22 protein-coding genes are annotated in these 22,076 nt (G+C 72.6%); 2 read left to right on the top strand and 20 right to left on the bottom strand.

Annotated elements, in window-relative coordinates; all coding sequences use genetic code 11:
- Positions 1-8 precede the first annotated feature (8 nt).
- The 5 genes from FB470_RS29645 to FB470_RS29665 form a co-directional block, all read right to left on the bottom strand.
- Entirely contained in the window at positions 9-503 is a 495-nt protein-coding gene (locus FB470_RS29645) for a LemA family protein (protein ID WP_306996752.1), read from the bottom strand.
- The gene (locus FB470_RS29650) at positions 500-1,639 is read right to left on the bottom strand and encodes a glycosyltransferase family 4 protein (RefSeq protein WP_306996754.1); all 1,140 of its coding nucleotides are present in this window, start codon (positions 1,637-1,639) and stop codon (positions 500-502) included. Before FB470_RS29650 ends, FB470_RS29645 begins: the two co-directional genes overlap by 4 nt.
- A complete protein-coding gene (locus FB470_RS29655) occupies positions 1,636-2,553 on the bottom strand; it encodes a phosphatidylinositol mannoside acyltransferase (RefSeq protein WP_306996756.1) in 918 nt (305 codons plus the stop codon). Before FB470_RS29655 ends, FB470_RS29650 begins: the two co-directional genes overlap by 4 nt.
- Entirely contained in the window at positions 2,553-3,161 is a 609-nt protein-coding gene (gene pgsA, locus FB470_RS29660) for a phosphatidylinositol phosphate synthase (RefSeq protein ID WP_306996758.1), read from the bottom strand. Before pgsA ends, FB470_RS29655 begins: the two co-directional genes overlap by 1 nt.
- A gap of 142 nt (positions 3,162-3,303) precedes the next feature.
- Positions 3,304-3,810: a MarR family winged helix-turn-helix transcriptional regulator gene (locus tag FB470_RS29665; RefSeq protein ID WP_306996762.1), complete on the bottom strand. Its 507-nt coding sequence runs from the start codon at positions 3,808-3,810 to the stop codon at positions 3,304-3,306.
- 96 nt (positions 3,811-3,906) lie between these two features.
- Between FB470_RS29665 and FB470_RS29670 the strand changes: the two genes are divergently transcribed.
- Positions 3,907-4,455 (top strand): YceI family protein, encoded by a 549-nt coding sequence (locus FB470_RS29670; protein WP_306996764.1) that lies wholly within the window; start codon positions 3,907-3,909, stop codon positions 4,453-4,455.
- A gap of 51 nt (positions 4,456-4,506) precedes the next feature.
- On the opposite strand, the gene FB470_RS29675 is transcribed toward FB470_RS29670, so the two are convergent.
- The 5 genes from FB470_RS29675 to FB470_RS29695 form a co-directional block, all read right to left on the bottom strand.
- On the bottom strand, positions 4,507-5,058 hold the full coding sequence (locus FB470_RS29675; protein ID WP_306996766.1) for an HIT family protein: 552 nt from the start codon (positions 5,056-5,058) through the stop codon (positions 4,507-4,509).
- Positions 5,055-7,115, bottom strand: a complete 2,061-nt coding sequence (gene thrS / locus FB470_RS29680; RefSeq protein ID WP_306996768.1) for a threonine--tRNA ligase — start codon at positions 7,113-7,115, stop codon at positions 5,055-5,057. The genes FB470_RS29675 and thrS overlap by 4 nt, the downstream gene beginning before the upstream one ends.
- Before the next feature lie 77 nt (positions 7,116-7,192).
- Positions 7,193-7,810 carry a malonic semialdehyde reductase gene (locus FB470_RS29685; RefSeq protein WP_306996770.1) on the bottom strand — a complete coding sequence of 206 codons (618 nt, stop codon included), beginning with the start codon at positions 7,808-7,810 and terminating at the stop codon, positions 7,193-7,195.
- 82 nt (positions 7,811-7,892) lie between these two features.
- Positions 7,893-8,696, bottom strand: coding sequence for a glycoside hydrolase family 16 protein (locus tag FB470_RS29690; RefSeq protein WP_306996773.1), 804 nt, complete (start codon positions 8,694-8,696; stop codon positions 7,893-7,895).
- A 37-nt stretch (positions 8,697-8,733) separates the two neighbouring features.
- Positions 8,734-9,570 (bottom strand): glycosyltransferase family 2 protein, encoded by an 837-nt coding sequence (locus FB470_RS29695; protein WP_306996775.1) that lies wholly within the window; start codon positions 9,568-9,570, stop codon positions 8,734-8,736.
- A gap of 68 nt (positions 9,571-9,638) precedes the next feature.
- Here FB470_RS29695 and FB470_RS29700 point away from each other — a divergent pair, with 68 nt between their 5' ends.
- Positions 9,639-11,246: a glycoside hydrolase family protein gene (locus FB470_RS29700; RefSeq protein WP_306996777.1), complete on the top strand. Its 1,608-nt coding sequence runs from the start codon at positions 9,639-9,641 to the stop codon at positions 11,244-11,246.
- A 5-nt stretch (positions 11,247-11,251) separates the two neighbouring features.
- On the opposite strand, the gene FB470_RS29705 is transcribed toward FB470_RS29700, so the two are convergent.
- The 10 genes from FB470_RS29705 to FB470_RS29750 form a co-directional block, all read right to left on the bottom strand.
- Complete coding sequence (locus tag FB470_RS29705; protein ID WP_306996779.1) at positions 11,252-11,482, bottom strand: hypothetical protein; 231 nt, start codon at positions 11,480-11,482, stop codon at positions 11,252-11,254.
- Complete coding sequence (locus FB470_RS29710) at positions 11,479-12,000, bottom strand: DapH/DapD/GlmU-related protein (RefSeq protein WP_306996781.1); 522 nt, start codon at positions 11,998-12,000, stop codon at positions 11,479-11,481. Before FB470_RS29710 ends, FB470_RS29705 begins: the two co-directional genes overlap by 4 nt.
- 38 nt (positions 12,001-12,038) lie before the next feature.
- Positions 12,039-14,045, bottom strand: a complete 2,007-nt coding sequence (locus FB470_RS29715) for a hypothetical protein (protein ID WP_306996783.1) — start codon at positions 14,043-14,045, stop codon at positions 12,039-12,041.
- Positions 14,042-15,286, bottom strand: a complete 1,245-nt coding sequence (locus tag FB470_RS29720; RefSeq protein ID WP_306996786.1) for a lipopolysaccharide biosynthesis protein — start codon at positions 15,284-15,286, stop codon at positions 14,042-14,044. The genes FB470_RS29715 and FB470_RS29720 overlap by 4 nt, the downstream gene beginning before the upstream one ends.
- Positions 15,283-15,642: a hypothetical protein gene (locus tag FB470_RS29725; protein ID WP_306996788.1), complete on the bottom strand. Its 360-nt coding sequence runs from the start codon at positions 15,640-15,642 to the stop codon at positions 15,283-15,285. Before FB470_RS29725 ends, FB470_RS29720 begins: the two co-directional genes overlap by 4 nt.
- A 31-nt stretch (positions 15,643-15,673) precedes the next feature.
- Positions 15,674-17,830, bottom strand: a complete 2,157-nt coding sequence (locus FB470_RS29730) for a glycosyltransferase (RefSeq protein ID WP_306996790.1) — start codon at positions 17,828-17,830, stop codon at positions 15,674-15,676.
- Complete coding sequence (locus tag FB470_RS29735) at positions 17,827-18,753, bottom strand: glycosyltransferase family 2 protein (protein WP_306996792.1); 927 nt, start codon at positions 18,751-18,753, stop codon at positions 17,827-17,829. Before FB470_RS29735 ends, FB470_RS29730 begins: the two co-directional genes overlap by 4 nt.
- A gap of 73 nt (positions 18,754-18,826) precedes the next feature.
- Positions 18,827-19,852, bottom strand: coding sequence for an NAD-dependent epimerase/dehydratase family protein (locus tag FB470_RS29740; protein ID WP_306996794.1), 1,026 nt, complete (start codon positions 19,850-19,852; stop codon positions 18,827-18,829).
- The gene (locus FB470_RS29745) at positions 19,852-20,655 is read right to left on the bottom strand and encodes a glycosyltransferase family protein (protein ID WP_306996796.1); all 804 of its coding nucleotides are present in this window, start codon (positions 20,653-20,655) and stop codon (positions 19,852-19,854) included. The genes FB470_RS29740 and FB470_RS29745 overlap by 1 nt, the downstream gene beginning before the upstream one ends.
- Positions 20,656-21,939: a class I SAM-dependent methyltransferase gene (locus tag FB470_RS29750; RefSeq protein WP_306996798.1), complete on the bottom strand. Its 1,284-nt coding sequence runs from the start codon at positions 21,937-21,939 to the stop codon at positions 20,656-20,658. It lies immediately after the preceding gene.
- Positions 21,940-22,076 lie beyond the last annotated feature (137 nt).

Raw genomic sequence — 22,076 nt, forward strand, 5'->3', positions numbered from 1 at the left:
CCCCGATCCTAGGCGCCCGGAACCGGCGGCTCCGCGATCTCGAAGTACTCCGGCTGCCGCGCGGTGCCGGCGAGCTTGAAGTACCGCACCTTCCGTCGCCGCCGCAGCGCCAGCGTGTCCCGGACCGCGTCGTTGTGCACGCGCCGCGCGATCACCACCCGGTGCTCGGCGTCGGCCAGCTCCCCCGCCAGCTCGGCGGGCAGCCGGGAACGGTCGATGGACGCCAGCAGCCGCGTCAGCTCGTTCTCCGCGACCTCGCGCTCGGCGCGCGGCGCCTTCTCCGCGATGTCCGCCGCCTCGCGCAGACCCGGCGCCGCACCGTCCACCGCGGCCACCGCGCGGGCCACCACCGCCCGCCGGGCCAGCGCCGCGTCCAGCGCCGCCCACCCCGCGTCAAGCCGGACGTGCAGCCGGTCCAGCCGGTTGGCGGTGGCCACCAGGAACAGCCCGCCGAGCACGACCACCGCGGCCACGATCGACACGACCAGCACGAAAACGCTCACTGCGGTACTTCCTCCGCGCTGACCCGGCGCGGGTCGGCGGCGATCGCCGTCTCGTACACCCGCAGGACCTGCGTCACCACCACCGGCCAGTCGTAGATCGCGACCCGCTCCCCCGCCGCCGCGGCCAGCGACGCCCGCCGCGCCGGATCGCCGAGCAGCTCACGCAGGCACTCCGCCAGCGCCGCGGGGTCACCGGTGGTGAACAGCGCCCCGGCGCGGCCGTCGTCGAGCACACGGCGGAAGGAGTCCAGGTTGGACGCGGCGACCGCGGTGCCGGCCGCCATCGCCTCGGTGAGGATCATCCCGAAGCTCTCCCCGCCGGTGTTGGGCGCGCAGTAGACGTCGGCACTGCGCAGCGCCCGCGCCTTCGTCGCGTCGTCGACCTGGCCGAGCAACTCCAGGTGCGGAGCCAGCTGGGGGCCCGCCATGCGGCGCAGCGCCTCCGGCTCCCCGCGGCCGACCACGAGCAGGCGCAGGTCCGGAAACTCCGGCACGAGGCGCCGGGCGGCGTCGAGCAGGACCTCCATCCCCTTGCGCGGCTCGGTGAACCGGCCCACGAACCCGATCGTGCCGCCGGCCCGCGGATACCCGTCGAGGGGCTTCGCACGGGAGAAGAACTCCACGTCCACGCCGTTGGGGATTTCCACGGCGTCGCCCCCGGCGTGCTCGACCTGCACCCGCCGCGCCAGCGCGGACACCGCGATCCGCGCGGTGATCTTCTCCAGCAGCGGCCGCAGCACCGGCTGGAACGCCGACAGGGTCCGCGACCGCGGCGTGGACGTGTGGAAGGTGGCGACGATCGGCCCGTCGGCGACCTTCAGCGCCAGCAGCGACAGGCTCGGCGCGGCCGGCTCGTGCAGGTGCAGCACGTCGAACGCCCCGTCGCGCAGCCACCGCCGGACCCGGGCGTAGGACACCGGGCCGAACTGCAGCCGCGCCACCGACCCGTTGTACGGGATGCCGAGCGCCTTGCCCGCGGGGTGCACGAAGTCCGGCAGGTCGGCGTCCTCGTCGGCGGGAGCCAGCACCGACACCTCGTGCCCGCGATCCAGGAGCGCCCGCGCCAGATCGGTGACGTGCCCCTGGACACCGCCGGGGACGTCGAAGGAGTACGGGCACACGATCCCGACCTTCACGCCGCTTCCTCCCGCGCGGGAACGCCGTCCTCCTCGAAATCGGCAGTCCACAACTTCTGCATCATGTGCCAGTCCGCCGGGTGCGCCGCGATGTCCCCGGCGAAGATGTCGGCCAGCGCCTGGGTCGCGGCGGGCACCTCGGTGCGGTGGGCCACGCGGATCCGCGGGTGGATCCGCAGACCCCAGCCGTCCTCGGTGAACCAGCTGCCCACCGGCAGCAACGCGGCCCCGGTGCTCGCGGCCAGCCGCGCGGGACCGCCCGGCATGCTCGTCTTCTCCCCCAGGAACGACACCGGGATGCCGCCGCCGGACAGGTCGCGGTCGGCGATCAGGCACACCACCCGGTTCTCCCGCAGCCGCTGCAGCAGCAGCCGGAACGAGCCGGTGCCGCCGTCGGCGGACAGAATCTCGAAGCCCAGCGACTCGCGGTAGGCCACGAACCGCTGGAACAGCGACTCCGGCTTCAGGCGCTCGACGACGGTGGTGAACGGGCCGTAGCGGCCGACGGCCCAGATCCCCGGCACGTCCCAGTTCCCGCTGTGCGGCAGGGCGACCACGGCCCCGTTGCCCTCGGCGAGCGCCGCGTCGAGGTACTCCACGCCGCTGATGGTGGCGTCCACCCTGGCCCGGATGTCCTTCGGATCGAGGCTGGGCAGCCGGAACGCTTCGTGCCAGTAGCGCGCGTAGGACCGCACCGCCTGCCGGGTCAGCTCGTCGAGCTCGGCCTCGCCGGCCTGCGGCACCACGCGAGCCAGGTTGCGGCGCAGCTGCCGCACCCCCGGGCCCTTGCGCCACGCGGCGAAGTCGGCGGCCAGCCCGAAACCGGCCTTGGCCAGCGGCACCGGCAGGCGGCGCACCACGTTCCAGCCCGCCGCGTAGCCCAGGTCCGCCATCCGCTCGCCGAACCGGCCCATCAGCCCGCCTCCCGGGCGGAGGCGGCCACGGCCAGCATCCGCTGGACCGTGGTGATGATCGACCCGGCCGCGAGCAGCCACAGGGTGCCCTCGACCGCGAACGGCACGCCCAGCCCCTCCAGGCCGGTGCCGACGAGCGCGATGATCAGCCGCTCGGCGCGCTCGACCAGACCACCGTCGGCCTTGAGGCCCTCCGCCTCGGCACGCGCCTTGATGTAGGAGATCACCTGCGCCAGCACCAGGCAGATCAGGCACGCGGCGGCGGCGCGCAGGTTGTGCTCGACCGCGAAGCACCACCAGGCGATGCCGGCGAACAGGGCGCCGTCGGCGAGGCGGTCGCAGGTCGCGTCCAGGGTGGCGCCGAACGGGGTGCCGTACCCGCGGGCGCGGGCCATCGCGCCGTCGAGCAGGTCGAGCATCGCGAAGCCCCACACGGTGAACGTGCCGGCCAGCAGCATCCCGTTCGGGAAGAACACCAGTGCGCAGGCGATCGCGCCCGCCGTGCCGATCAGGGTCATCGCGTTCGGGGTGAGCCCGGCCCGCATCAGCGCGTGGCCGAGCGGGTCCAGGGCTCGCGAGACGGACGCTCGCGCGAAGATGTTCAGCATCAGATCGTCGGTAGGGCGGTATCGGCGGGCATGTCCATCGCTCTCGGCGTCCACCTGGGCTGCGGGGTCGGTTTGCTGACCGCAGCCTATCCACCCGGTACGACGATCCGGTGACGTGGCGCGCCCAACCCGCGGCGGGTGCTCAGGCGAGCTGGTCCAGACGCGCGTCCGCGGCCTCCAGCGCCGCCGCGCACTGCGGCCGGAGCCGGTTGCGGATGGCGTCGGCGATCTCGCCCAGCGCCTCGACCTGATCCGGTGTCAGCGCGTCGAACAGGGCCTCGCGCACCGCTTCGACGTGCCCCGGGGCGGCGGCCTCCAGCGCGGCGAACCCGCGGTCGGTGAGGCGGGCGAACGAGCCGCGCTTGTCCGTGCCGCAGGTGTCGCGGCGCACCCAGCCGTTGGCCTCCAGCCGGGCCACGGCGTGCGAGAGCCGGCTGCGTGACGAATGGCACTTCTCCGCCAGCTCGCTCATCCGCAGCGTGCGGCCGGGCGCCTCGGACAGGACCACGAGCACCTCGTAGTAGGTCTGCGGCATCCCCGCCTCACGCTGGAGCTGGGATTCCACGTGGCCGCGGAGCATCGTCACGGCGGCCGTGAACGCGCGCCACACACGCTGCTCGTCGTCGCTGAGCCATCGTGGTTCGGACATGCGGTACATCCTACCCCTGGTTGAGAGCTCAACCAGTCTTTCGCTACTGTGTGGTTGAGGGCTCAACCAAGCACGTACTTCGCAAGGAGATCACAGATGACCGCTTCGACGACCGAGATCCCCGGCTACATCGCCGGCACCTGGACCATCGACTCGACGCACTCCGACGTCGACTTCGTCGTCCGCCACCTGGGCGTGTCGAAGGTCCGCGGCCGCTTCGCCGAGGTCGAGGGCGAGATCGTGACCGGTGCCGACCTCGCCGACTCGAAGGTGACCGCGACCATCAAGGCCGCCAGCATCGACACCAAGAACGCCGACCGCGACGCCCACGTGCGCGGTGCGGACTTCCTGGACGTCGAGCAGTTCCCCACCCTGACGTTCACCTCCACCGGCATCCGCGCCGAGGACGGCGAGTACTTCATCGACGGTGACCTCACCATCCACGGCGTCACCAAGCCGGTCACGCTGACCGCCGAGGTCGGCGGCTTCGCCGACGGCATGAGCGAGGGCAGCAAGGTCTTCGGCATCTCCGCCACCACCGAGATCAAGCGCAGCGACTTCGGCGTCGGCGCCACCATCCCGACCGCCGTGCTCAGCGACAAGGTCAAGATCGAGCTGAACATCGAGGCCGGCCTGCAGGCCTGACACCCCTTTCTGGACGGGCCCGGGCGGAACTGCCGTCCGGGCCCGTTCGCGTCAGTCCACGCGCTGCCAGGCCTTGGACAGCAGTTCCCGCGTCTCGCCCAGCAGCTGGGGCAGCACCTTCGTCTGACCGATCACCGGCATGAAGTTCGCGTCGCCGCCCCAGCGGGGCACCAGGTGCTGGTGCAGGTGCGCGGCGATGCCCGCGCCGGCGATCACGCCCTGGTTCATGCCGATGTTGAACCCGTGCGCCCCGGACACCGACCGCACGACCTTCATGGCGTGCTGGGTGAACTCGGCCAGCTCGCGGGTCTCGTCCGCGGTCAGGTCCGGGTAGTCGGCCACGTGCCGGTACGGCAGGACCATCAGGTGACCCGGGTTGTACGGGTAGAGGTTCAGCACCGCCCACACGTGCTCGCCGCGGGCCACGATCAGCGCGTCCGCGTCGTCCATGCCCAGCAGGCGGCAGAACGGGCAGCCCTCGGCCTCGTCGCCCTCCGGCTTGTCCTGGCCCTGCACGTAGGCGAGCCGGTGCGGGGTCCACAGCCGCTGCAGCGCGTCCGGCACGCCGACCCCGTCCTGGCCCACCAGCTCCGGCTCGGTCAAGGCAGGACCGCCTTCAGCGCCTCCGCGCTCGGCGACCCGTTCTCCCTCCGCTCGACCCAGCCGGCGATGGCCTCGACCGCGTCGGCGACCGCGACACCGTTGATCTGGCTGCCGTCGCGGAACCGGAACGACACCGCGCCCGCCTCGACGTCCTTGCCGCCCGCCAGCACCATGAACGGCACCTTCTGGGTGGTGTGCGTGCGGATCTTCTTCTGCATCCGGTCGTCGCTGGTGTCCACCTCGACGCGGATCCCCTTGGCGCGCAACGCCTTCTCCACCCCGCGCAGGTGCTCGACGTGCTCGTCGGCGATCGGGATGCCGACCACCTGCACCGGCGCCAGCCACGCCGGGAACGCGCCCGCGTAGTGCTCGGTGAGCACCCCGAAGAACCGTTCGATCGAGCCGAACAGCGCGCGGTGGATCATCACCGGACGCCGGCGGGACCCGTCCGCGGCGGTGTACTCGAGCTTGAACAGCTCGGGCAGGTTGAAGTCCAGCTGGATGGTCGACATCTGCCACGACCGGCCCAGCGCGTCCTTGGCCTGCACCGAGATCTTCGGCCCGTAGAACGCCGCGCCACCCGGGTCCGGCACCAGCTCCAGGCCGGAGGCCTCGGCGGTCTGCCGCAGCACCTCGGTGGCCTCGGCCCACACCTCGTCGGAGCCGACGTACTTCTCGTCGTTGCGGGTGGACAGCTCGAGGTAGAAGTCGTCCAGACCGTAGTCGCGCAACAGGTTCAGCACGAAGTCCAGCAGCGACCGCAGCTCGTCGGCCACCTGCTCCTGGGTGCAGAAGATGTGCGCGTCGTCCTGGGTGAAGCCGCGGGCGCGGGTCAGGCCGTGCACCACACCGGACTTCTCGTACCGGTAGACCGTGCCGAACTCGAACAGCCGCATCGGCAGGTCGCGGTAGGACCGGCCGCGCGAGGCGAAGATCAGGTCGTGGAACGGGCAGTTCATCGGCTTGAGGTAGTAGTCCTGCCCGGGCTTGCGGACCTTGCCCTCGTCGTCGTACTCGGCGTCGAGGTGCATCGCCGGGAACATGCCGTCGCGGTACCAGTCCAGGTGACCGGAGACCTCGAACAGCGTGCCCTTGGTGATGTGCGGCGAATAGACGAACTCGTAGCCGGCCTCGACGTGGCGCTGCCGGGAGTAGTTCTCCATCTCCTGCCGGATGATGCCGCCCTTGGGGTGGAACACCGGCAGGCCCGAGCCGATCTCGTCGGGGAAGGAGAACAGGTCCAGCTCGGCGCCCAGCTTGCGGTGGTCGCGCCGCTCGGCCTCGGCCAGCCGCTCCAGGTAGGCCTCCTGCGCCTCGGCCGACTCCCAGGCGGTGCCGTAGATGCGCTGCAGCTGCGGGTTCTTCTCACTGCCGCGCCAGTAGGCGGCGGCGACGCGGGTCAGCTTGAACGCCGGGATGAACTTGGTGGTCGGCACGTGCGGGCCGCGGCACAGGTCGCTCCACACGCGCTCCTTGGTGCGCGGGTCGAGGTTGTCGTAGATGGTCAGCTCGCCGCCGCCGACCTCCATGACCTCGGAAGTGTCCACATCGGACTTGAGGTCGATGAGCTCGAGCTTGAACGGCTCGTTCGCCAGCTCCTCGCGGGCCTGCTCGGGCGAGTCGAAGCGGCGGCGGGAGAACTGCTGCGCCCCCTTGACGATCTGCTTCATGCGCTTTTCCAGCGCCTGCAGGTCTTCCGGGGTGAACGGCTTGTCGACGAGGAAGTCGTAGTAGAAGCCATCCTTGACGGGAGGGCCGATGCCGAGCTTGGCCTCCGGGAACTGCTGCTGCACGGCCTGGGCGAGGACGTGCGCCGCGGAGTGCCGGATGACGCTGCGGCCGTCCTCGGTGTTCGCCGCGACGGCCTCGACCGGGGTGTTCGCCTCGGGCGCCCACGCCAGGTCGCGCAGGCGCCCGTCGGCGTCGCGGACGACGACGATCGCGTCCGGGCCCTTGGTCGGCAGGCCCGCCTCCCGGATCGCGGTGCCGGCCGTGGTCCCGGCCGGCACCACCACGCTGACGGCGGGTGCGGCTGCGGCGGACGACGGCTGGTTCACGATGGGCTCCTTCGGATGCGAAGTGGTGACCCACCGATGCTATCCGCCGCCCGCCAGCGGCTTTTCAGCGAGGGAGGTCAGACGGTCTCGACGACCTCGTCGTAGTCCAGCCGCGGCAGCCGGTCGAACCACGGGTTGTCGCCCGGCTTGCCGACGTTGATCACGACCAGCGACTTCCAGTTGCGGTCGGCGAAGAACTCCTTGTCCACACCGGCGGCGTCGAAGCCGGTCATCGGGCCGGCGGCCAGGCCCGCGGCGCGCACGCCGATGATGAAGTAGCCGACCTGCAGCAGCGAGTTCAGGCGCGCGAACCCCTCGCGGCCGGACTCGTCGCCGGCGAAGAGGTCCTTGGCGTCGGGCTTGTGCGGGAAGGTCTTGGGCAGGTTCTCGTGGAAGTCGGTGTCGGCGGCCAGCACCACGGTCACCGGGGCGCTCGCCGTCTTGGCGCGGTTGCCCTCCGACATGTGCGGCAGCAGCCGCTGCTTGCCCTCCTCGGAGCGGATGACCAGCGCCCGCAGGGGCTGGGTGTTCATCGAGGTCGGGGCCCACTTGACCAGGTCGTAGATCGCCTGGATCTGCTCCTCGCCGACTGGCTCGTCGGAGAACGAGTTGGCCGTCCGCGCCTCGCGGAACAGCAGGTCCTGGACCTCCTGCGGCAGCTGGAGGGTCTCGGCGAGGCTGCTGGTCGAAGTCATCGACGTACTCCCGTTGTCGGTAGTTGAACTGTCACCGACTCCAACCTGGTTGAGCGCTTGACTATTTCCGGTGTGCCGGTCGTCACTCGTACAGGCGAACCCGGTCGACCTCCGCGGTGCTGCGGAGGGGCGGCTGCGGCTTGTGCCGGTTGTGGTTCTGCTGGATGACCAGGTGCATCGGCTGGTCCGGGATGGTCCCCGGCATGCCGTAGGTCGCCCAGGCGACGCCGTCGATGTAGCAGGTGACGTGGTCGGGCTGCCATTCGACGGCGTAGTTGTGCCACCCGGTGATGTCGAACGGGTCCTTCCTGGTGTGGCCGGCGTCGGTGTTGCCCTTGCCGTGCAGCCAGCTCTCCACGAACTGGCGCGCCGGGTCGTAGATCTCGGCGAAATCGATCTCGCCGTCGGCGTTGGTGTCGCTCTCCGGCCACAGCAGCAGCACCGGGTTGAAGTCGTGGTCGGCGGGCGCCGGGAACCGCGCCCGCACCTCCCACCGACCGTAGGTGCGATCGTCGTGCCAGGCGATGCCGCAGGTGGCAGCGGTGTCGTCGCCGTTGCCGACCAGGGTGAGGACGCCGCCGCGGACCACGCACTGGTCCTTGCTCAGCGTTTCCCCCGAGACCGTGTTGAACCCCTGGTAGACCTCCCACTTGGAGGTGTCCACCCGGCGGCCGTCGAAGTCGTCGGAGTCGGTGAGCCGCCATCCGTAGTTGACCGCGGCCTCGTCCGACCGGTCCGGGGTCACCACGGCCGTGCTCGGTGGCGCCGTCACCACCGTCGGCGTGTCGCCATCCGACTCGAAGCGATCCGACGTCACTCGCACGGCGATGATCGCGACACCCGCCAGGACTACGCAGGCGATCAGGATGACTACGCGACGCACCACGGGCGACAACCTATCGTCCCCCGAACGGGTGGGAGATCTACCCCCGCTCGCCCTGCCGCTTCGCGACCAGGAACAGCGCCTGCCTGCGCAGACGGGCACCCGGCGCCATCGCCGCACCGACCAGGCGGTCGACCGGCCGCACGCCCCACCCCGGATCGCTGGCCAGCCCCTCCGACAGCGCCCGCTGCTCGGCGTACTCCGCGCGCTGCGCCCGCGCCGACAACGAGCTCCGCCGGACCCGGAACGCGGCCAGCGACTCCCGCTGGCCGACGAAGTCGCCGTGGCCGAGCAGGCCGATCCACAGCGCCAGGTCCATCGGGAACTTCCAGCGGGCGTCGAACCCGCCGACCGCGTCGAACTGCTCCCGCCGGAACAAGGCGCCGCCGGGCTCCCCGAGCGGGTTGCCGCCGTGGCGGACGATCTTGCGGATCACCGTGCCCGCCGGCTGGCGGCCCACCAGCCCGCGCAGGCCGCGGTTGGCGGCCAGCACCTCGCCGGCCTCGTTGATCATGTCGCGGCGGGCGCACACCAGGGCGATCGCGGGGTCGCTCGCGAGCACCTCGTACTGCCTGCGCACGCAGTCCGGGTGCAGCAGGTCGTCGGCGCACACCAGCTTGACGAACCGGCCGCGGGACTCGGCGACGACGCGGTTCCAGTTCTCCGCCAGCGGCAGCACCCGGTCGTTGCGGAGCACCCGCAGCCGGGGATCGGTGAACCCCCGCAGGATGTCCGGGGTCTCGTCGGTGGAGGCGTTGTCCAGCACGACGACCTCGACGTCGTCGAGGGTCTGCGCCAGGACGCTCCGGACCGTGTCGGCGAGGTAGCGCCCGGCCTGGTAGGCCGGGATGCACACGGAGACCGCGGCCGCGCTCACTCCGTTTCCCCCTTCCGGGTGTAGCTCTGAACAGGCACGACGATGTTCGGTCGCTCATGCTGGCACGCGTGGGGATCTTCGCGATCGTCGCCCTGCTCGTGGCGGGGCTGTTCAGCTGGGCTCCGGGGGACCGGGACGAGCCCCCGGCTCCACCCGCGGTGGCGCTGCGACCCGGCGCCGGGGGCGGGCTCGTACTGGGCGTGACGCACGCACAGTACAGCCTCGACTCGTGGCTCACACCCGGACAGCGGGAGAGCGGCGAGCAGATCCTGGGCGCCACGCCGATGCTGCAGAACCAGCACATCATGGGCTTCGGCGTGGGCAACCCGGAACCGGTACCCGGCCGCTACGACTGGTCCCGCCTGGACGAGCGGATGGACCTGATCGGGCGTACCGGCGGCACCCCGGTGATCACGTTGTGCTGCGCACCCGACTGGATGAAGGGCGGCGCGACGGGCACGACGAACTGGGACGACCTGGCCGCCGCCCCGCTGCGCGCGCACTTCGCCGACTTCGCCCGCCTGTCGGCCGTGGTCGCCCAGCGCTATCCGCAGGTGCGCTACTTCCAGGTGTGGAACGAGCTCAAGGGGTTCTGGGACTCCGCGAAGGGCCGCTGGGACCAGGAGGGCTACACCGACCTCTACAACCAGGTCTACGACGCGGTGAAGAAGGTGCGGCCGGACGCGCTGATCGGCGGCCCGTACGTGGTGATCAACACCTGGTCGTCGGCGGAGGCCACGGACCACCCGTCCGAGTTGCGCGGTCCCTACGGCGTGGTCGACCAGCGGTCGCTGGACGTCGTGGAGTACTGGAACGAGCACAAGCACGGCGCGGACTTCGTGGCGCTGGACGCCTCCACCGCGACCCGCGACAAGGGCCTGATCACCACACCCGACCGGGCGAGCCAGATCTACTCCGACGCCACCCGCTGGGCGCGCGGCGTCACGGGCCTGCCCGTGTGGTGGTCGGAGTTCTACCCGGACGCCGCTCCCCCGGCCGACCAGCCCGGCGCCCCCGCGAAGAGCAGCCCACCGGCCACGAGCACGGCACCCGCGGCGAGCAGCACGCCCACCACGACCACAGCACCCACCCCGTCCGGCGGACCCACGCCCTCCGGCGAACCCACCCGCGCCGGTGAGCCCACGAGCACCACGCCCACCACGACCGGCGAGCCCACCACGACCACCGCACCCGCGGCCACGACCGGGACCCCGAAGCCCGCCACCGCCACGAAGTCCAGCGCGCCCACCACCACGAAGACCAGCCCGCCCACCACCACACCGTCCGGGCAGGCCCCGGACAACGCGGTGCCGGTGGACCAGGCTCGCGCGGTGGCCACGCTCGACGCGGTGGCCCGCGCCGCCGACGCGGGCGCGGCGGCGATGCTGCTGTGGCAACCCGAGGCCAGCGACGACCTGCCCTACGCCGCGCTCTGGTCGCAGGCCAGGGCCGGTTCGGACGTGCTGCGGCCGACCAGCCTGACCGCGGCGTGGACGTGGCTCGCCCCGCGTCTGCGCGACGGCCTGGTCGACGTGCACCGCAAGCCGGCCGACCTGGTGCAGTTCGTCGCGCCACAGGGGAACGTGACCATCAACCCGCAGCCGCGGGCCGCGCCGCTGCGCCGGGGCGGACTGTCGGTGACGGTGCCACCGCTGGCGATCCTGCTGCCGGGGTGACCGGCTCACAGGGTCAGTCCCACCACGATCCGCCAGATCGCGCCGATCGCCGTCAGCACCGTCAGCCCGACCGCGACCAGGTCCAGGGTGCGGATCCGCTCGGTGCGGGCCGACGCCGTGTCGGTCGAGCGGCGCCCGACCGCCCGCTCCTTGAGGACGGTCCGCCACACCAGCACGACGAGCAGGGCCAGCCCGAGCAGCGCCGTGACCAGGGTGAGGAAGTCGGCCTGGCTCACGCCGGCTGTCCCGCCACGGTCGTCTCGCGCACCAGCCGGGCCGGCACGCCGGCGTAGACGCCGGGCACCGGGCAGTCCCGCGCGACGACGGCGCCGGCCGCGATCACCACGTCGTCGGCGATGCGCACGCCGGGCAGGATCTGCGCCCGCGCACCGACCCACACCCGGTCCCCGATCACCACCGGCCGCGCCTGCGCGACGCGGGAGACCCTGCCGTCGGGCAGCGTCGGGTGGTGCGAGGTGACGATCATGACCTGCGGCCCGAACTGGCAGGCCTCGCCGATCCTGATCGGGCCGACCGACTCCAGGTAGCACTCGGCGTTGAGGAAGGTGCGGCGGCCGATCTCGATGTTGCGCAGGGCGCCGTAGATGCGCAGCCCGGCGAAGATGTTGCCGGACCGGATGCGCGCGCCGAACGCGCGGTAGCCGAGCAGCCGCAGCGGGCGCGGCACCACGGCGCTGCCGAGCACGCCGTTGACGACCGCACCGACGGTCATCGACCACAGCTCGATGCGCACCTGGTCTCTCAGCCGCCGGGAAAGGGACCGGATCTCGCTCAACTCGTTCCTCCGCCACTGCCCTGCACGAACCGCTCGGCGGGCGTCGTCCGGCCGAGCACGAGCGACCCGCGATCGTCGAACACCACGTGGTACACCCCGGTCGCCTCGAGCTCGCGCACGAGGTCGGCGCCGTAGGTGGCGGGCACCTGGTCGAAGATCTTCAGGTAGGCCCACTGCGGCTCCGTGAGCACAAGATAATCGGGGCCCTTCAGGCGAAGGCAGCCGACCAGCGCGGGCACGTCGGCCAGCTCCTTCTCGCAATAGCCGTCGACCTCGTACTGGGACACCTCGCCCACGCGCGCGAACGACAGCGGCACCGAGTTGACCAGCGAGTCCACCCGCTGCCCCGGCTCCGCCTGGTGCACCGCCCACGAGGCGGCGGCGATGTCGCTGTCGTGGAAGCTGGTGTAGGCGTCGTTGCCGCCGCGGGCGGTGACGGTCGAGGCGAGCAGCCCGGTGAGCACGACCCACGGCACCGCGGCCATCAGCACGGTCCGCGCCGGCCGGTTGCGCCAGCGCAGCCGCCGCGCCGAGGTGACCGCCCGTTCCAGCGCGAGCGAGGCCGGCAGCGCCATGACCGGCAGCGAGAACAGGAAGCAGCGCATGAAGACCTCGCCGCCGTAGGGCTGGGCCACGGCGAGCCCGAACGGCGCCACGCACAGCGCGGGCAGCAGCCACGACCGCAGCGAGTCCCGCCACATGCGCCAGATGCCGTACCCGGCCATCGCCGCCACGAACAGCGTGATCGCGATGCGCACGGTCAGCACGACGAGCCGGCCGGGACTGCCGGCGAACCGGGCCACGATGCCCTCATCCACAGAGGACCCGACGTCGCCGAGCGGGCTGAGGATCATCTGGACCAGCTGCCCGCTCCAGAACTCCGACGCGCCCAGCGAGAACCACACCACGGCGCCGCCGAGGACCACGAACGGCATCCACGCCGGCCACAACCGGCCGAACACCAGCAGCAGCAACAGCAGGACGCCGAGCACGAACGGCGTCAGCTGGTGGGTCGGCGCGAGCGCGAGCCCGATGAGCACGACCGCGCCCTGGGCGACCAGCCGCGCCTTGGGGCTCGACCGCGGCGCGAGCCGGGCCCGCAGCCGCGCTTTCACCGGTTCGGTGAGGCGGGGCCGCACCAGGTGCCGGAAGGTCAGGGTCAGCGCGGCCAGCAGCAGCACCATCGCGGTGCCCTGCGGGGAGAAGTAGTCCTGCTCGGTCCAGTTGGCGACCAGGTAGAGCCACGGGGCGATCCACGCGGCGCGCCGGTTGCCCAGCGCCGACACGGCCAGCGCGCGCACGCCCAGGACCGCGAGGCCGGACAGCAGGACCGGCGCCCAGTTCAGGAACGGGATCGCGTCGCCCAGCCCCGCGGCGCGGGTGATCATCGCGACCAGGGAGAAGAACCCGGCCCAGGAGAACCGCGCGTCGTAGTCGTGCAGGATGTCGCCGTGCGTGGCGATGTAGTCGGCGAAGCCGGCGTGCAGCCACGCCACCGGCAGGCGCGCGACCTCCTCGACCGCGGGCTGCAGCCCGTACACCCCGAGCACGCCGACGAGCGTGTAGAGCGACAGCAGCCAGGTGCGCGGCCGGTAGCGCAGCAGTTCCAGCACCACCGCGGCGACCAGCAGCGGGTAGGACAGCAGCGTCGGGACCGACAGTTCGGCCACCAGGCCGAGACCGCCGATCTCCTCGGGCGGGATCGGGTGCAGCCCGATGATCCACAGCACCACCGCGACCGCGGCGAGGCCGGGGCCGAAGAACGGGTCGGCGAGGAACGCCGGCCGCCCGGCGCCGGTGCCCAGCCGGGGACGCGAGTCGACGGCGCGGGCGGGCGGCTTCTCCGACGGTGCGCCGAGCCGACCGGAGGCCGGGATGTAACGGGTCGGCGTGCCGGGCGGGGGCGGCTGGGTGAACCGCATCGGCTCGCGCGGGCGGGGCGAGGGGCGGATGGGCCGGTCCGGGCGTAGCGGGCGCAGGAACCGGGTGGGCGGCTCGGTCACGGACGCGCCGCCCGGGACAGCCGCCGCCGCAGGTCGATCAGCACCGCCGCGGCGATGACGGTCTGGGCGACCAGCATTCCGGTCCCGAAGCCGAACGCGGTCGGCACGAGCAGCGCCAGCACCACCGCGGAGGCGGCGGTCGCGGCCTGCAACAGCGCCACACCCGCCCCGCGCCCGGCGGCGAGGTGCACGGCGACGCCGAGCACGACGGCCAGCCGGGGCACCTGGGCGGCCAGCAGGACCCGCAACAGGTCGGTGCCCTGGGTGTACTCCGGGCCGAAGATCGCCAGCATCACCCAGGCCAGCAGCGCGCCGGCCGCGAGCAGCGGGACGAACACCATCACCAGCCGCTTGCCCGCGCCGGTGACCAGCGACCGGGCGTGATCCGGTTCGGCGGACAGGCGCACCACCAGCGGGTTGACGAACGCGGTGGCCGCGACGTCGAGCGCGTTGATCGCGGTCCACACCACGAAGAAGACGGCGTTGGCCTCGGCGCCGAACCGGTGCAGCACGATCAGCGGCACCAGGTTGTAGAGCACCACCACGCACACCATGGCGGGGTAGGAGGGGGCCAGCAGGCGCAGGATCTCGCGCCGGTCGGGCAGCACGCCCGGCTCCCGCGCAGCCGCGGTGCGCCGCACCGACCGCCGGATCAGGATCGTCACGACCACGACGCCGATCAGCGTCGGCACCGCCCAGGACAGCACCAGCCCGAGCGCGCCGGCGACCGGCCCGAGCCCGGCCAGCAGGCCCAGGCGCGCGACGCTGAACGAGGTGTTCTCCACCGGCACCCAGCGGGCCAGCCCGAGCCCGGTCAGCACCTCGTCCTGGAACTGGAACAGGGTCCAGCCGATGCCGGCGACGAGGAACCAGGCCACCCCGGCCGGCACCCGGTGCACGACGTCCGCGCCGGCGGGCACGAGCACGAACGCGACCGAGCCGACGACACCGCCGGCCAGCACGACCAGGTAGGTGCGCAGCAGCAGCTTCGGCTGCCGGGAACCGGCGCGGGGCAGCCAGCGCAGCACCGCCGGGCCCAGGCCGAGCTCGGCGATCCCGGCGATGAGCAGGAAACCCGACACGAACGCGGAGGTGTCGCCGACCTCGGCGGCCGGCAGCAGGCGCGCGGCCAGCACCCAGCCGATCATCCCGGCGAGCGCGGTGATCGCGGCCGACGCCGACAGCGCCAGCCCGTCGGCCACCATGCCCTTCCCGGGTGCGGTCTCCTTCTCCAGCGTCATCGGCCCTCACCGGTGCGGCTGCGCTGGACGTGGTGCGCCAGCGGGATCGCGGTGACGAACGCCAGCACCACGACCGCCGCCTCCGGATACCAGGCGTGCGTGAGCACCAGGACCTGCGCCAGGATCAGCGTGATCGACAGCGAGAGGCCGACCGCGCTGATCCAGGTGACCGACAGGTGCCGGACGTTGACGTAGGAGATCAGGGCCCAGCCGGGCGCGGTCAGCACGAACACCAGCACCGCGACCGGCCGCAGCGCGAAGTCCAGCCCGGACCAGACGAGCACGATCGTCACCAGGCAAACCGCGAGCAGCCCGCAGGCGGTGTACCGCCGGATCCTCAGCTGCTGCTCGACCACACGTGCCCCTCCTGCCCGTCGCCCACCATCTTCACCGGTGGCCGGACCCGCCCTCACCCCGGGCCCGCACCAGGGCCGCGGCGCCGCCGAGCAGGCCCAGGCGCTCGTCGCGGCGCAGCTGCCGCAGGCGCGAGCGGGCCGCGCGGTCGGACAGCGGCAGTTCGGGCGTGCGCGCGGCCAGGCGGGCGGCCCCGCGCGGCACCCGGCGCAGGATGGAGAACGCGGTGACCGGGCGGCGGCGCACGGACAGCAGGAGCATCGCGGCCAGTCCCACGCCGTAGCCGCGCATCCGCTCGCGCAGCTCGAGCCAGTCGGCGCGGTGGATGTGCCGGGCCACGGCGTGCGGGGTGTGGACCACCGCGCCGCCGGCGTAGGCCAGCCGCACGAACAGGTCCAGGTCCTCCCCCGCCATCGTCGGCGTGCCGGCGCCGAGCAGCGGGTCGAACCCGCCGAGGTCCTCGAACACCGCGCGGCGCCAGGTCGCGCAGCTGCCCGGGCCGTAACGCGCCATGGACAGCGGGTACAGCGGGTCCTCGCGGGCGGTGTCGCGGTCGATCCGCTGCCACCGCACGGAGTTGCTGTAGCCCTTGAGCCGTTCGAACAGGACCTCGGCGTCGGTCTCCAGGCTGGCCGGGAGCACCAGCGAGGTCACGCACGCGACCGCGGGGTCCGCGGCGAACTCCTCGGCCACCGCGTCGAACCAGCCCGGCTCGACGGTGATGTTCTCGTCCACGAACGCGATCAGGTCGTGGCTCGCCGCGCGGGCCCCGGTGTTGCGCGCGGTGCTGACACCCTTGCGCGGCTCGACGAGGTAACGCGCGCCGAGGGCCTCGACCTCGCCGCGCAACCAGGCGTCCCCCTCGGGCAGCCGCGGCAGGTTGTCGACCACGATCACCTCGAGATCGGGGTACCCGGCCTCGAGCGCGGCGCGGGCGCTCGCGACGGCCTCCCGCTTGCGGTACGCGGTCGGGATGACGACGCTGACCGGCGGTCTGGTGAACTCCGGGCGCCGGCGCGGGGCGGGCGGGGCGGCCAGGTTCGGCAGCCGCACCACGCCGTGCTCGACCGGGAGCAGCAGGACGTCGACCGTGCGGTCGCCGTCGCGGACCAGCACCTGCGCCGCCCGGTAGTGCCCCACCCGCCGGTGCGGGACGGGCAGCACCTCCGGCGCGGTGCGCGCCTCGACGGTGGCGATGTGGATCGGGCCGTGCACCAGCGACGGCGACGGGCCGGGCCGCGGGGTGCGGATCTGCGCCTTGCCCCGCAGGTAGCCGGCCGCGGTCGAGGACACCACGGTCACCAGGCCGAGCACACCGGAGGCACCGCTCACGCGGCCCACTGCCAGGCGCCCGAACTCGCGCACGACCGCGGCCGGGATGGCCCGGCTGAGGTAGTCCCGCTCGGTGGACAGCGCCGCCTCCCTGCCGACGAGGCGGGAGACGTAGGCCTTGGACAGGCCCTCGCCCCAGCCGCGGCGGCGCAGGTACGCCCAGGTGACCCGGTCCGGCGTCACGCGGTGGTGCACCACGGCCTCGGGCCGGAAGACGATCCGCGCGTCCGGCGCCGCCTGGCGCAGCCGGATGCACAGCTCGGTCTCCTCGCAGCCCAGCGGGGTGCGCCCGATGCGGCCGAGGTCCTCGGAGAACACCCCGGCCAGCGCGAAGGCCTCGCGGCGGAAGGACATGTTGCAGCCCATGAGGTTGCGCACCGGCGTCTCGGCGGTGGGCTGCCCGGTGTAGGTGCAGCCGACGACCCAGTCCAGCTCGCCGGTGAGCGAGCCGCGGCCCGCCGGCAGCTTCGCGGGCCGCCGCCCGGCGGGCCAGCGCGGCCGGGCGGAGCCGCCGACGGCCAGCACGTCCCGGTCGCGGTAGCCGGCCAGCAGCTGCTCCAGCCAGTCCGGCGCGGCCTCGGCGTCGTCGTCGAGGAACGCGATCACGTCGCCCTTGGCGATGCCGAGCGCGGTGTTGCGGGCGCCGGACAGTCCGCGCCGCCCGGCGTTGGGCACCACCGTCACGCCGTCGAACTCCGCGGCGGCCCGGCGCTCCAGCTCCGGGTTGTGGTCGACGACCACGATGATCTCGCGCGGCGGCACCGACTGCCCGCGGGCCGAGGCCACCGCCGCGGCCAGGTCCGCCCAGCGCCGTTCGGTGTAGGCGCAGATCACCACGCTGGTGTCGAACGAGGTCATGCTTCGGGAACCTTCGTGTCCAGCGCGAGCGGCGCGGGGACCTCGGCGGCGGGCTCGGGGGTGAACAGGCCGAAGCGCCGGCTGCGGCGCTGACGGCCGACCCGCTGCCACTCGGCCACCAGCGTGCGCAGCACCCGCCCGCCGTCGGAGAAGGTGCGCAGGTTGGTCTCACCGTGCAGGCGGGCCCGCTCGACGCTGGGCACCTCCGTGATCCACAGGCCCAGCGCGGCCATCCGGCAGTTGATCACGGTCTCGATCTCGAAGCCGTCGCCCCACAGCATCTCCTCGCCGGCCGGCGCGAACACCGGCGGCAGGTTCAGCAGGGGAACCAGGTCGCGCCAGAACGCGTTGTACCCGTAGCACAGGTCGGTGAAGCCGGCGCTGAAGAGCGTGTTCGACAGCCGGTTGAGGCCGGAGTTGCCGGCCGCGCGCAGGTGTGTGATGTCGTGGCTGCCGCCACCGGGGGCGAACCGGGTGCCCTTGGCGAAGTCGGCGCCGCCGGTGAGCGCTTCCACGAACCGCGGGATCTCCGCCGGATCGGCCGAGCCGTCGGCGTCGAACATGACGATGACGTCGCCGGAGGCGGCGAGGAAGCCGCAGGCCAGCGCGTTGCCCTTGCCCCGGCGGGTCTGCCGGATCACGCGCGTGCCGGGACGGGCGGCGCGGGCGACCTCGGGCGTGCCGTCGCCGGAGTCGGCGTCGACCACCAGCACCTCGTGCACCGGCGGCAGCTCGGGCAGGACCTCGCGCAGGTTCGGCGCCTCGTTCTTGGCCGGGACCACGATGGTGACGCGCGGATCGGGGCCGCGGCGGGGCGGGTGCGCGGCGGCGAAGGCGAACGCGTCGCCGAGGTTCTCGTAGTCGGTGACGGGACTGGGGGAATCCATGATCGTCAACGCCGTGCTGTCCTTGCTGGCGGGCACACCCTGGGGGTGGTGTGCGGGTCGGGGGTGGCGGGGCTGCTGGTGCTGCTGTCTGGGACGCGCGGCCCTGCGGTCAGGTTCGGTCTCTTCGCAGATCCGCCGCGAGCGCGCCGCGGGCCTGTTCGGACTTCAGCCACGCCAGGCGCGTGTAGCGCCCGGTGAAGGCCTCCATGGTCAGGCCGTGACGGGTGTAGTGCCCGGCCAGTTCCCTGGCGCCGTCGGCGACGGTCCAGACGGCGTCGTAGCCGGGAAGCGCTTCCCGGATCCGGGAGAAGTCGACCCGGTAGGAGCGCGGGTCCGGGCCCGCCTCGCCGGTGATCAGCAGCTCCGAGCCGGGCACCGCGGTGACCACGGACTCGGCGATCTGGCGGACGGTGAGGTTGTTGGCCTCGGTGCCCACGTTGAACGCCCGGTCGTGCACGGCTTCGGCGGGCGCGGTCAGCGCCGCCGCGAAGGCCCGGGCGATGTCGAGCGCGTGCACCAGCGGCCGCCACGGAGTGCCGTCGGAGAGCACCCGCACCTGGCCGGTGAGCACGGCGTGGCCCACCAGGTTGTTCAGGACGATGTCCGCGCGCAGCCGCGGCGAGAACCCGAAGGCGGTGGCGTTGCGCAGGTACACCGGGCTGAAGCCGGCGTCGGCGAGGTCGTGCAGGTCGTCCTCGACCCGGACCTTGGACTCGGCGTACGGGGTGACCGGGCGCAGCGGCGCGTCCTCGGTCACCAGCTCCTCCCCCGCCGCGCCGTAGACCGAGCACGTGGAGGCGTAGAGGAACCGCCGCACCCCGGCGTCCTTGGCGAGCTTGGCCAGCTGGACCGACGCGGTGTGGTTGATCTCGTAGGTCAGTTCGGGCGCGAGGGCGCCGAGCGGGTCGTTGGACAGCGCGGCCAGGTGGATCACGGCGTCCACTCCGGACAGCCGGTCGGCGGTGACGTCGCGCAGGTCCGCCGGCTCGCCCGGCGGGTCGTCCGGCCGCGGCCCGAGCACGCAGGCCGCGAACAGGCCGGAGTCCAGCCCGAGCACCTCGTGCCCGGCCTCGCGCAGCACCGGCGCCATCACCGAGCCCAGGTACCCCTGGTGACCGGTCAGCAGAACGCGCATCACCGCACCCCCGCCGGGATCGTGGACGGGCGCTCCCACAGCATCCAGGGTCGCGCGCCGCTCTCGTAGGCCGCGTCGAGCGCCGCCCGTTCCTTGAACGTGTCCGCGGGCTGCCAGAACCCGCGGTAGGGGTAGGCGATCAGGCGGTCCTTTTCGGCCAGTGCGGCGCAGCCGTCCTCGACCAGGTCGCCGTTCTCCGGCAGGTGGTCGAAGATCTCCTGGCGGAGCACGAAGTAGCCGGCGTTCTCCCACAGCGGCAGGCGGCTGGCCGAGCTGATCGAGGAGACCCGGTTGCCGTCGCCGGCGAACTGGACGCAGTGGAACGACGACTGCGGCGGAACCACCATCATCGAGGCGCCCGCGTCGGCGGCGGCGAGGTTGTCGACCATGACGTCGAGCGGGGCGTCGGTGAGCACGTCGGCGTAGTTGGCCAGGAACATCTCCTCGCCCTCGACGTGCTCGCGCACGCGCCGCAGCCGCTCGCCGATCGGCGATTCGACACCGGTGTGCACGAACGTGATCGTCCAGTCGCTGATGTCGGTGGACAGCAGCTCGACCTCGCCACCGCGCAGCACGAAGTCGTTGGACGCGGTCTCGGTGTAGGACAGGAAGAAGTCCTTGATGTGCCGGGCGCCGTAGCCCAGGCACAGGACGAACTCGGTGTGCCCGAAGTGCGCGTAGTAGCGCATCACGTGCCACAGCAGCGGCCGCGGGCCGACCATCTGCATCGGCTTCGGGACGTCGTCCGCGGGGCCGTTGCGCATGCGCATCCCGTAGCCACCGCAGAAGAGCACCACCTTCATTCAGTTCACCTCGACAGCCTGCAGCGCGGGGATTTCCGGGACTTCCGGGGAGACGATCTCGAGTTCCGGGATCGCGAACACCAGCCGGCCGCCCCAGTCCGCGATGTGGCGCAGCTGCTCGGTCAGCTCGGCGCGCAGGTTCCACGGCAGCACGAGCACGTAGTCGGGGCGGTCCGCCTCGATCCGGTCCGGTTCGAGGATCGGGATGCGCGTACCGGGGGTGAACCGGCCGTGCTTGTACGGATTCCGGTCCACAGTGTACTCGAGCAGGTCGGGCCGGATCCCGCAGTGGTTGAGCAGCGTGTTGCCCTTGCCCGGCGCGCCGTAGCCGACCACGCGCTCGCCGCGGCGCTTCGCCCCGATCAGGAACTCCAGCAGGGACAACCGGACCTCGCCGACACGGCGGGCGAAACCGGCGTACCCGGACAGCTCGTGCAGGCCCGCGGCCCGCTCGCGCTCCAGCACACCGGTGACGCGCGCCGACGGCTCGCCCGCGACCTCGGCCGGCCGCGCCCACACGCGGATCGAGCCGCCGTGGGTGTCCAGCAGCTCGACGTCGGCCACGGCCAAGCCGGCGGTCGCGAGGGCGCGGCGGGCCGAGGCGAGCGTGTAGTACTGGAAGTGCTCGTGGTAGATCGTGTCGTACTGGGTCAGCTCGATGAGGCTGAGCAGGTGCTGCACCTCGATCGAGACCCAGCCGTCGTCGGCGACGAGCGCGCGCAGGCCGCGCGTGAACCCGAGGACGTCGGGGATGTGGGCGTAGACGTTGTTGGCCACCACCAGGTCCGCCGGGCCGTGCTCGCGCCGCACGCGCTCGCCGGTCTCCGGGGTCAGGAACTCGGTCAGGGTCGGCACGCCGGCCTCCCGGGCGGCCGCGCCGACGTTGACCGACGGCTCGATGCCCAGGCAGCGCACGCCGCGCGCGACGACGTTGCGCAGCAGGTACCCGTCGTTGCTGGCGACCTCGACGACGAAGGAGTCCGGGCCCAGGCCCAGGCGGGCGGCCGCGGAGTCGACGAACCGTTCCGCGTGCGCGAGCCAGGAGGAGGAAAATGACGAGAAGTAAGCGTATTCGGTGAAAGTCTCGACGGGATCGATCAGGGGCGGCAGCTGGGCCAGCAGGCAGTCCGGGCAGATCCGCAGGTGCAGGGGGTACGCCGGCTCGGGCGCGTCGAGCTGGTCCGGCGCGAGGAACGATTCGCACGGCGGACTGGCGCCGAGGTCGACCACGCTCCGCAGGTCCGGCGAACCGCACAGGCGGCAGGACAGCGGCTCGGCTGGCATGTGGCAGTTACTCCCCTGTGGTCAGATCACCCCGCCCGCAGCGGGGCCTCATCACCGTGACTATAGGGATGGCGCGGAGCGGCGTTACGAGCAACTGGGTGATCAATTCACCCCAATCGGGTGATCGATAACACGCA

The sequence above is a fragment of the Amycolatopsis thermophila genome (assembly GCF_030814215.1).
In the GTDB taxonomy this organism is placed as follows: domain Bacteria; phylum Actinomycetota; class Actinomycetes; order Mycobacteriales; family Pseudonocardiaceae; genus Amycolatopsis_E; species Amycolatopsis_E thermophila.

Coding starts and splice junctions, on each gene's coding strand:
- FB470_RS29720 (WP_306996786.1), bottom strand. CDS start 15,286: ATGACGCTGGAGAAGGAGACCGCACCCGGGAAGGGCATGGTGGCCGAC.
- FB470_RS29655 (WP_306996756.1), bottom strand. CDS start 2,553: ATGGGCCGGTTCGGCGAGCGGATGGCGGACCTGGGCTACGCGGCGGGC.
- FB470_RS29730 (WP_306996790.1), bottom strand. CDS start 17,830: ATGACCTCGTTCGACACCAGCGTGGTGATCTGCGCCTACACCGAACGG.
- FB470_RS29740 (WP_306996794.1), bottom strand. CDS start 19,852: ATGCGCGTTCTGCTGACCGGTCACCAGGGGTACCTGGGCTCGGTGATG.
- FB470_RS29750 (WP_306996798.1), bottom strand. CDS start 21,939: ATGCCAGCCGAGCCGCTGTCCTGCCGCCTGTGCGGTTCGCCGGACCTG.
- FB470_RS29745 (WP_306996796.1), bottom strand. CDS start 20,655: ATGAAGGTGGTGCTCTTCTGCGGTGGCTACGGGATGCGCATGCGCAAC.
- pgsA (WP_306996758.1), bottom strand. CDS start 3,161: ATGCTGAACATCTTCGCGCGAGCGTCCGTCTCGCGAGCCCTGGACCCG.
- FB470_RS29670 (WP_306996764.1), top strand. CDS start 3,907: ATGACCGCTTCGACGACCGAGATCCCCGGCTACATCGCCGGCACCTGG.
- FB470_RS29685 (WP_306996770.1), bottom strand. CDS start 7,810: ATGACTTCGACCAGCAGCCTCGCCGAGACCCTCCAGCTGCCGCAGGAG.
- FB470_RS29665 (WP_306996762.1), bottom strand. CDS start 3,810: ATGTCCGAACCACGATGGCTCAGCGACGACGAGCAGCGTGTGTGGCGC.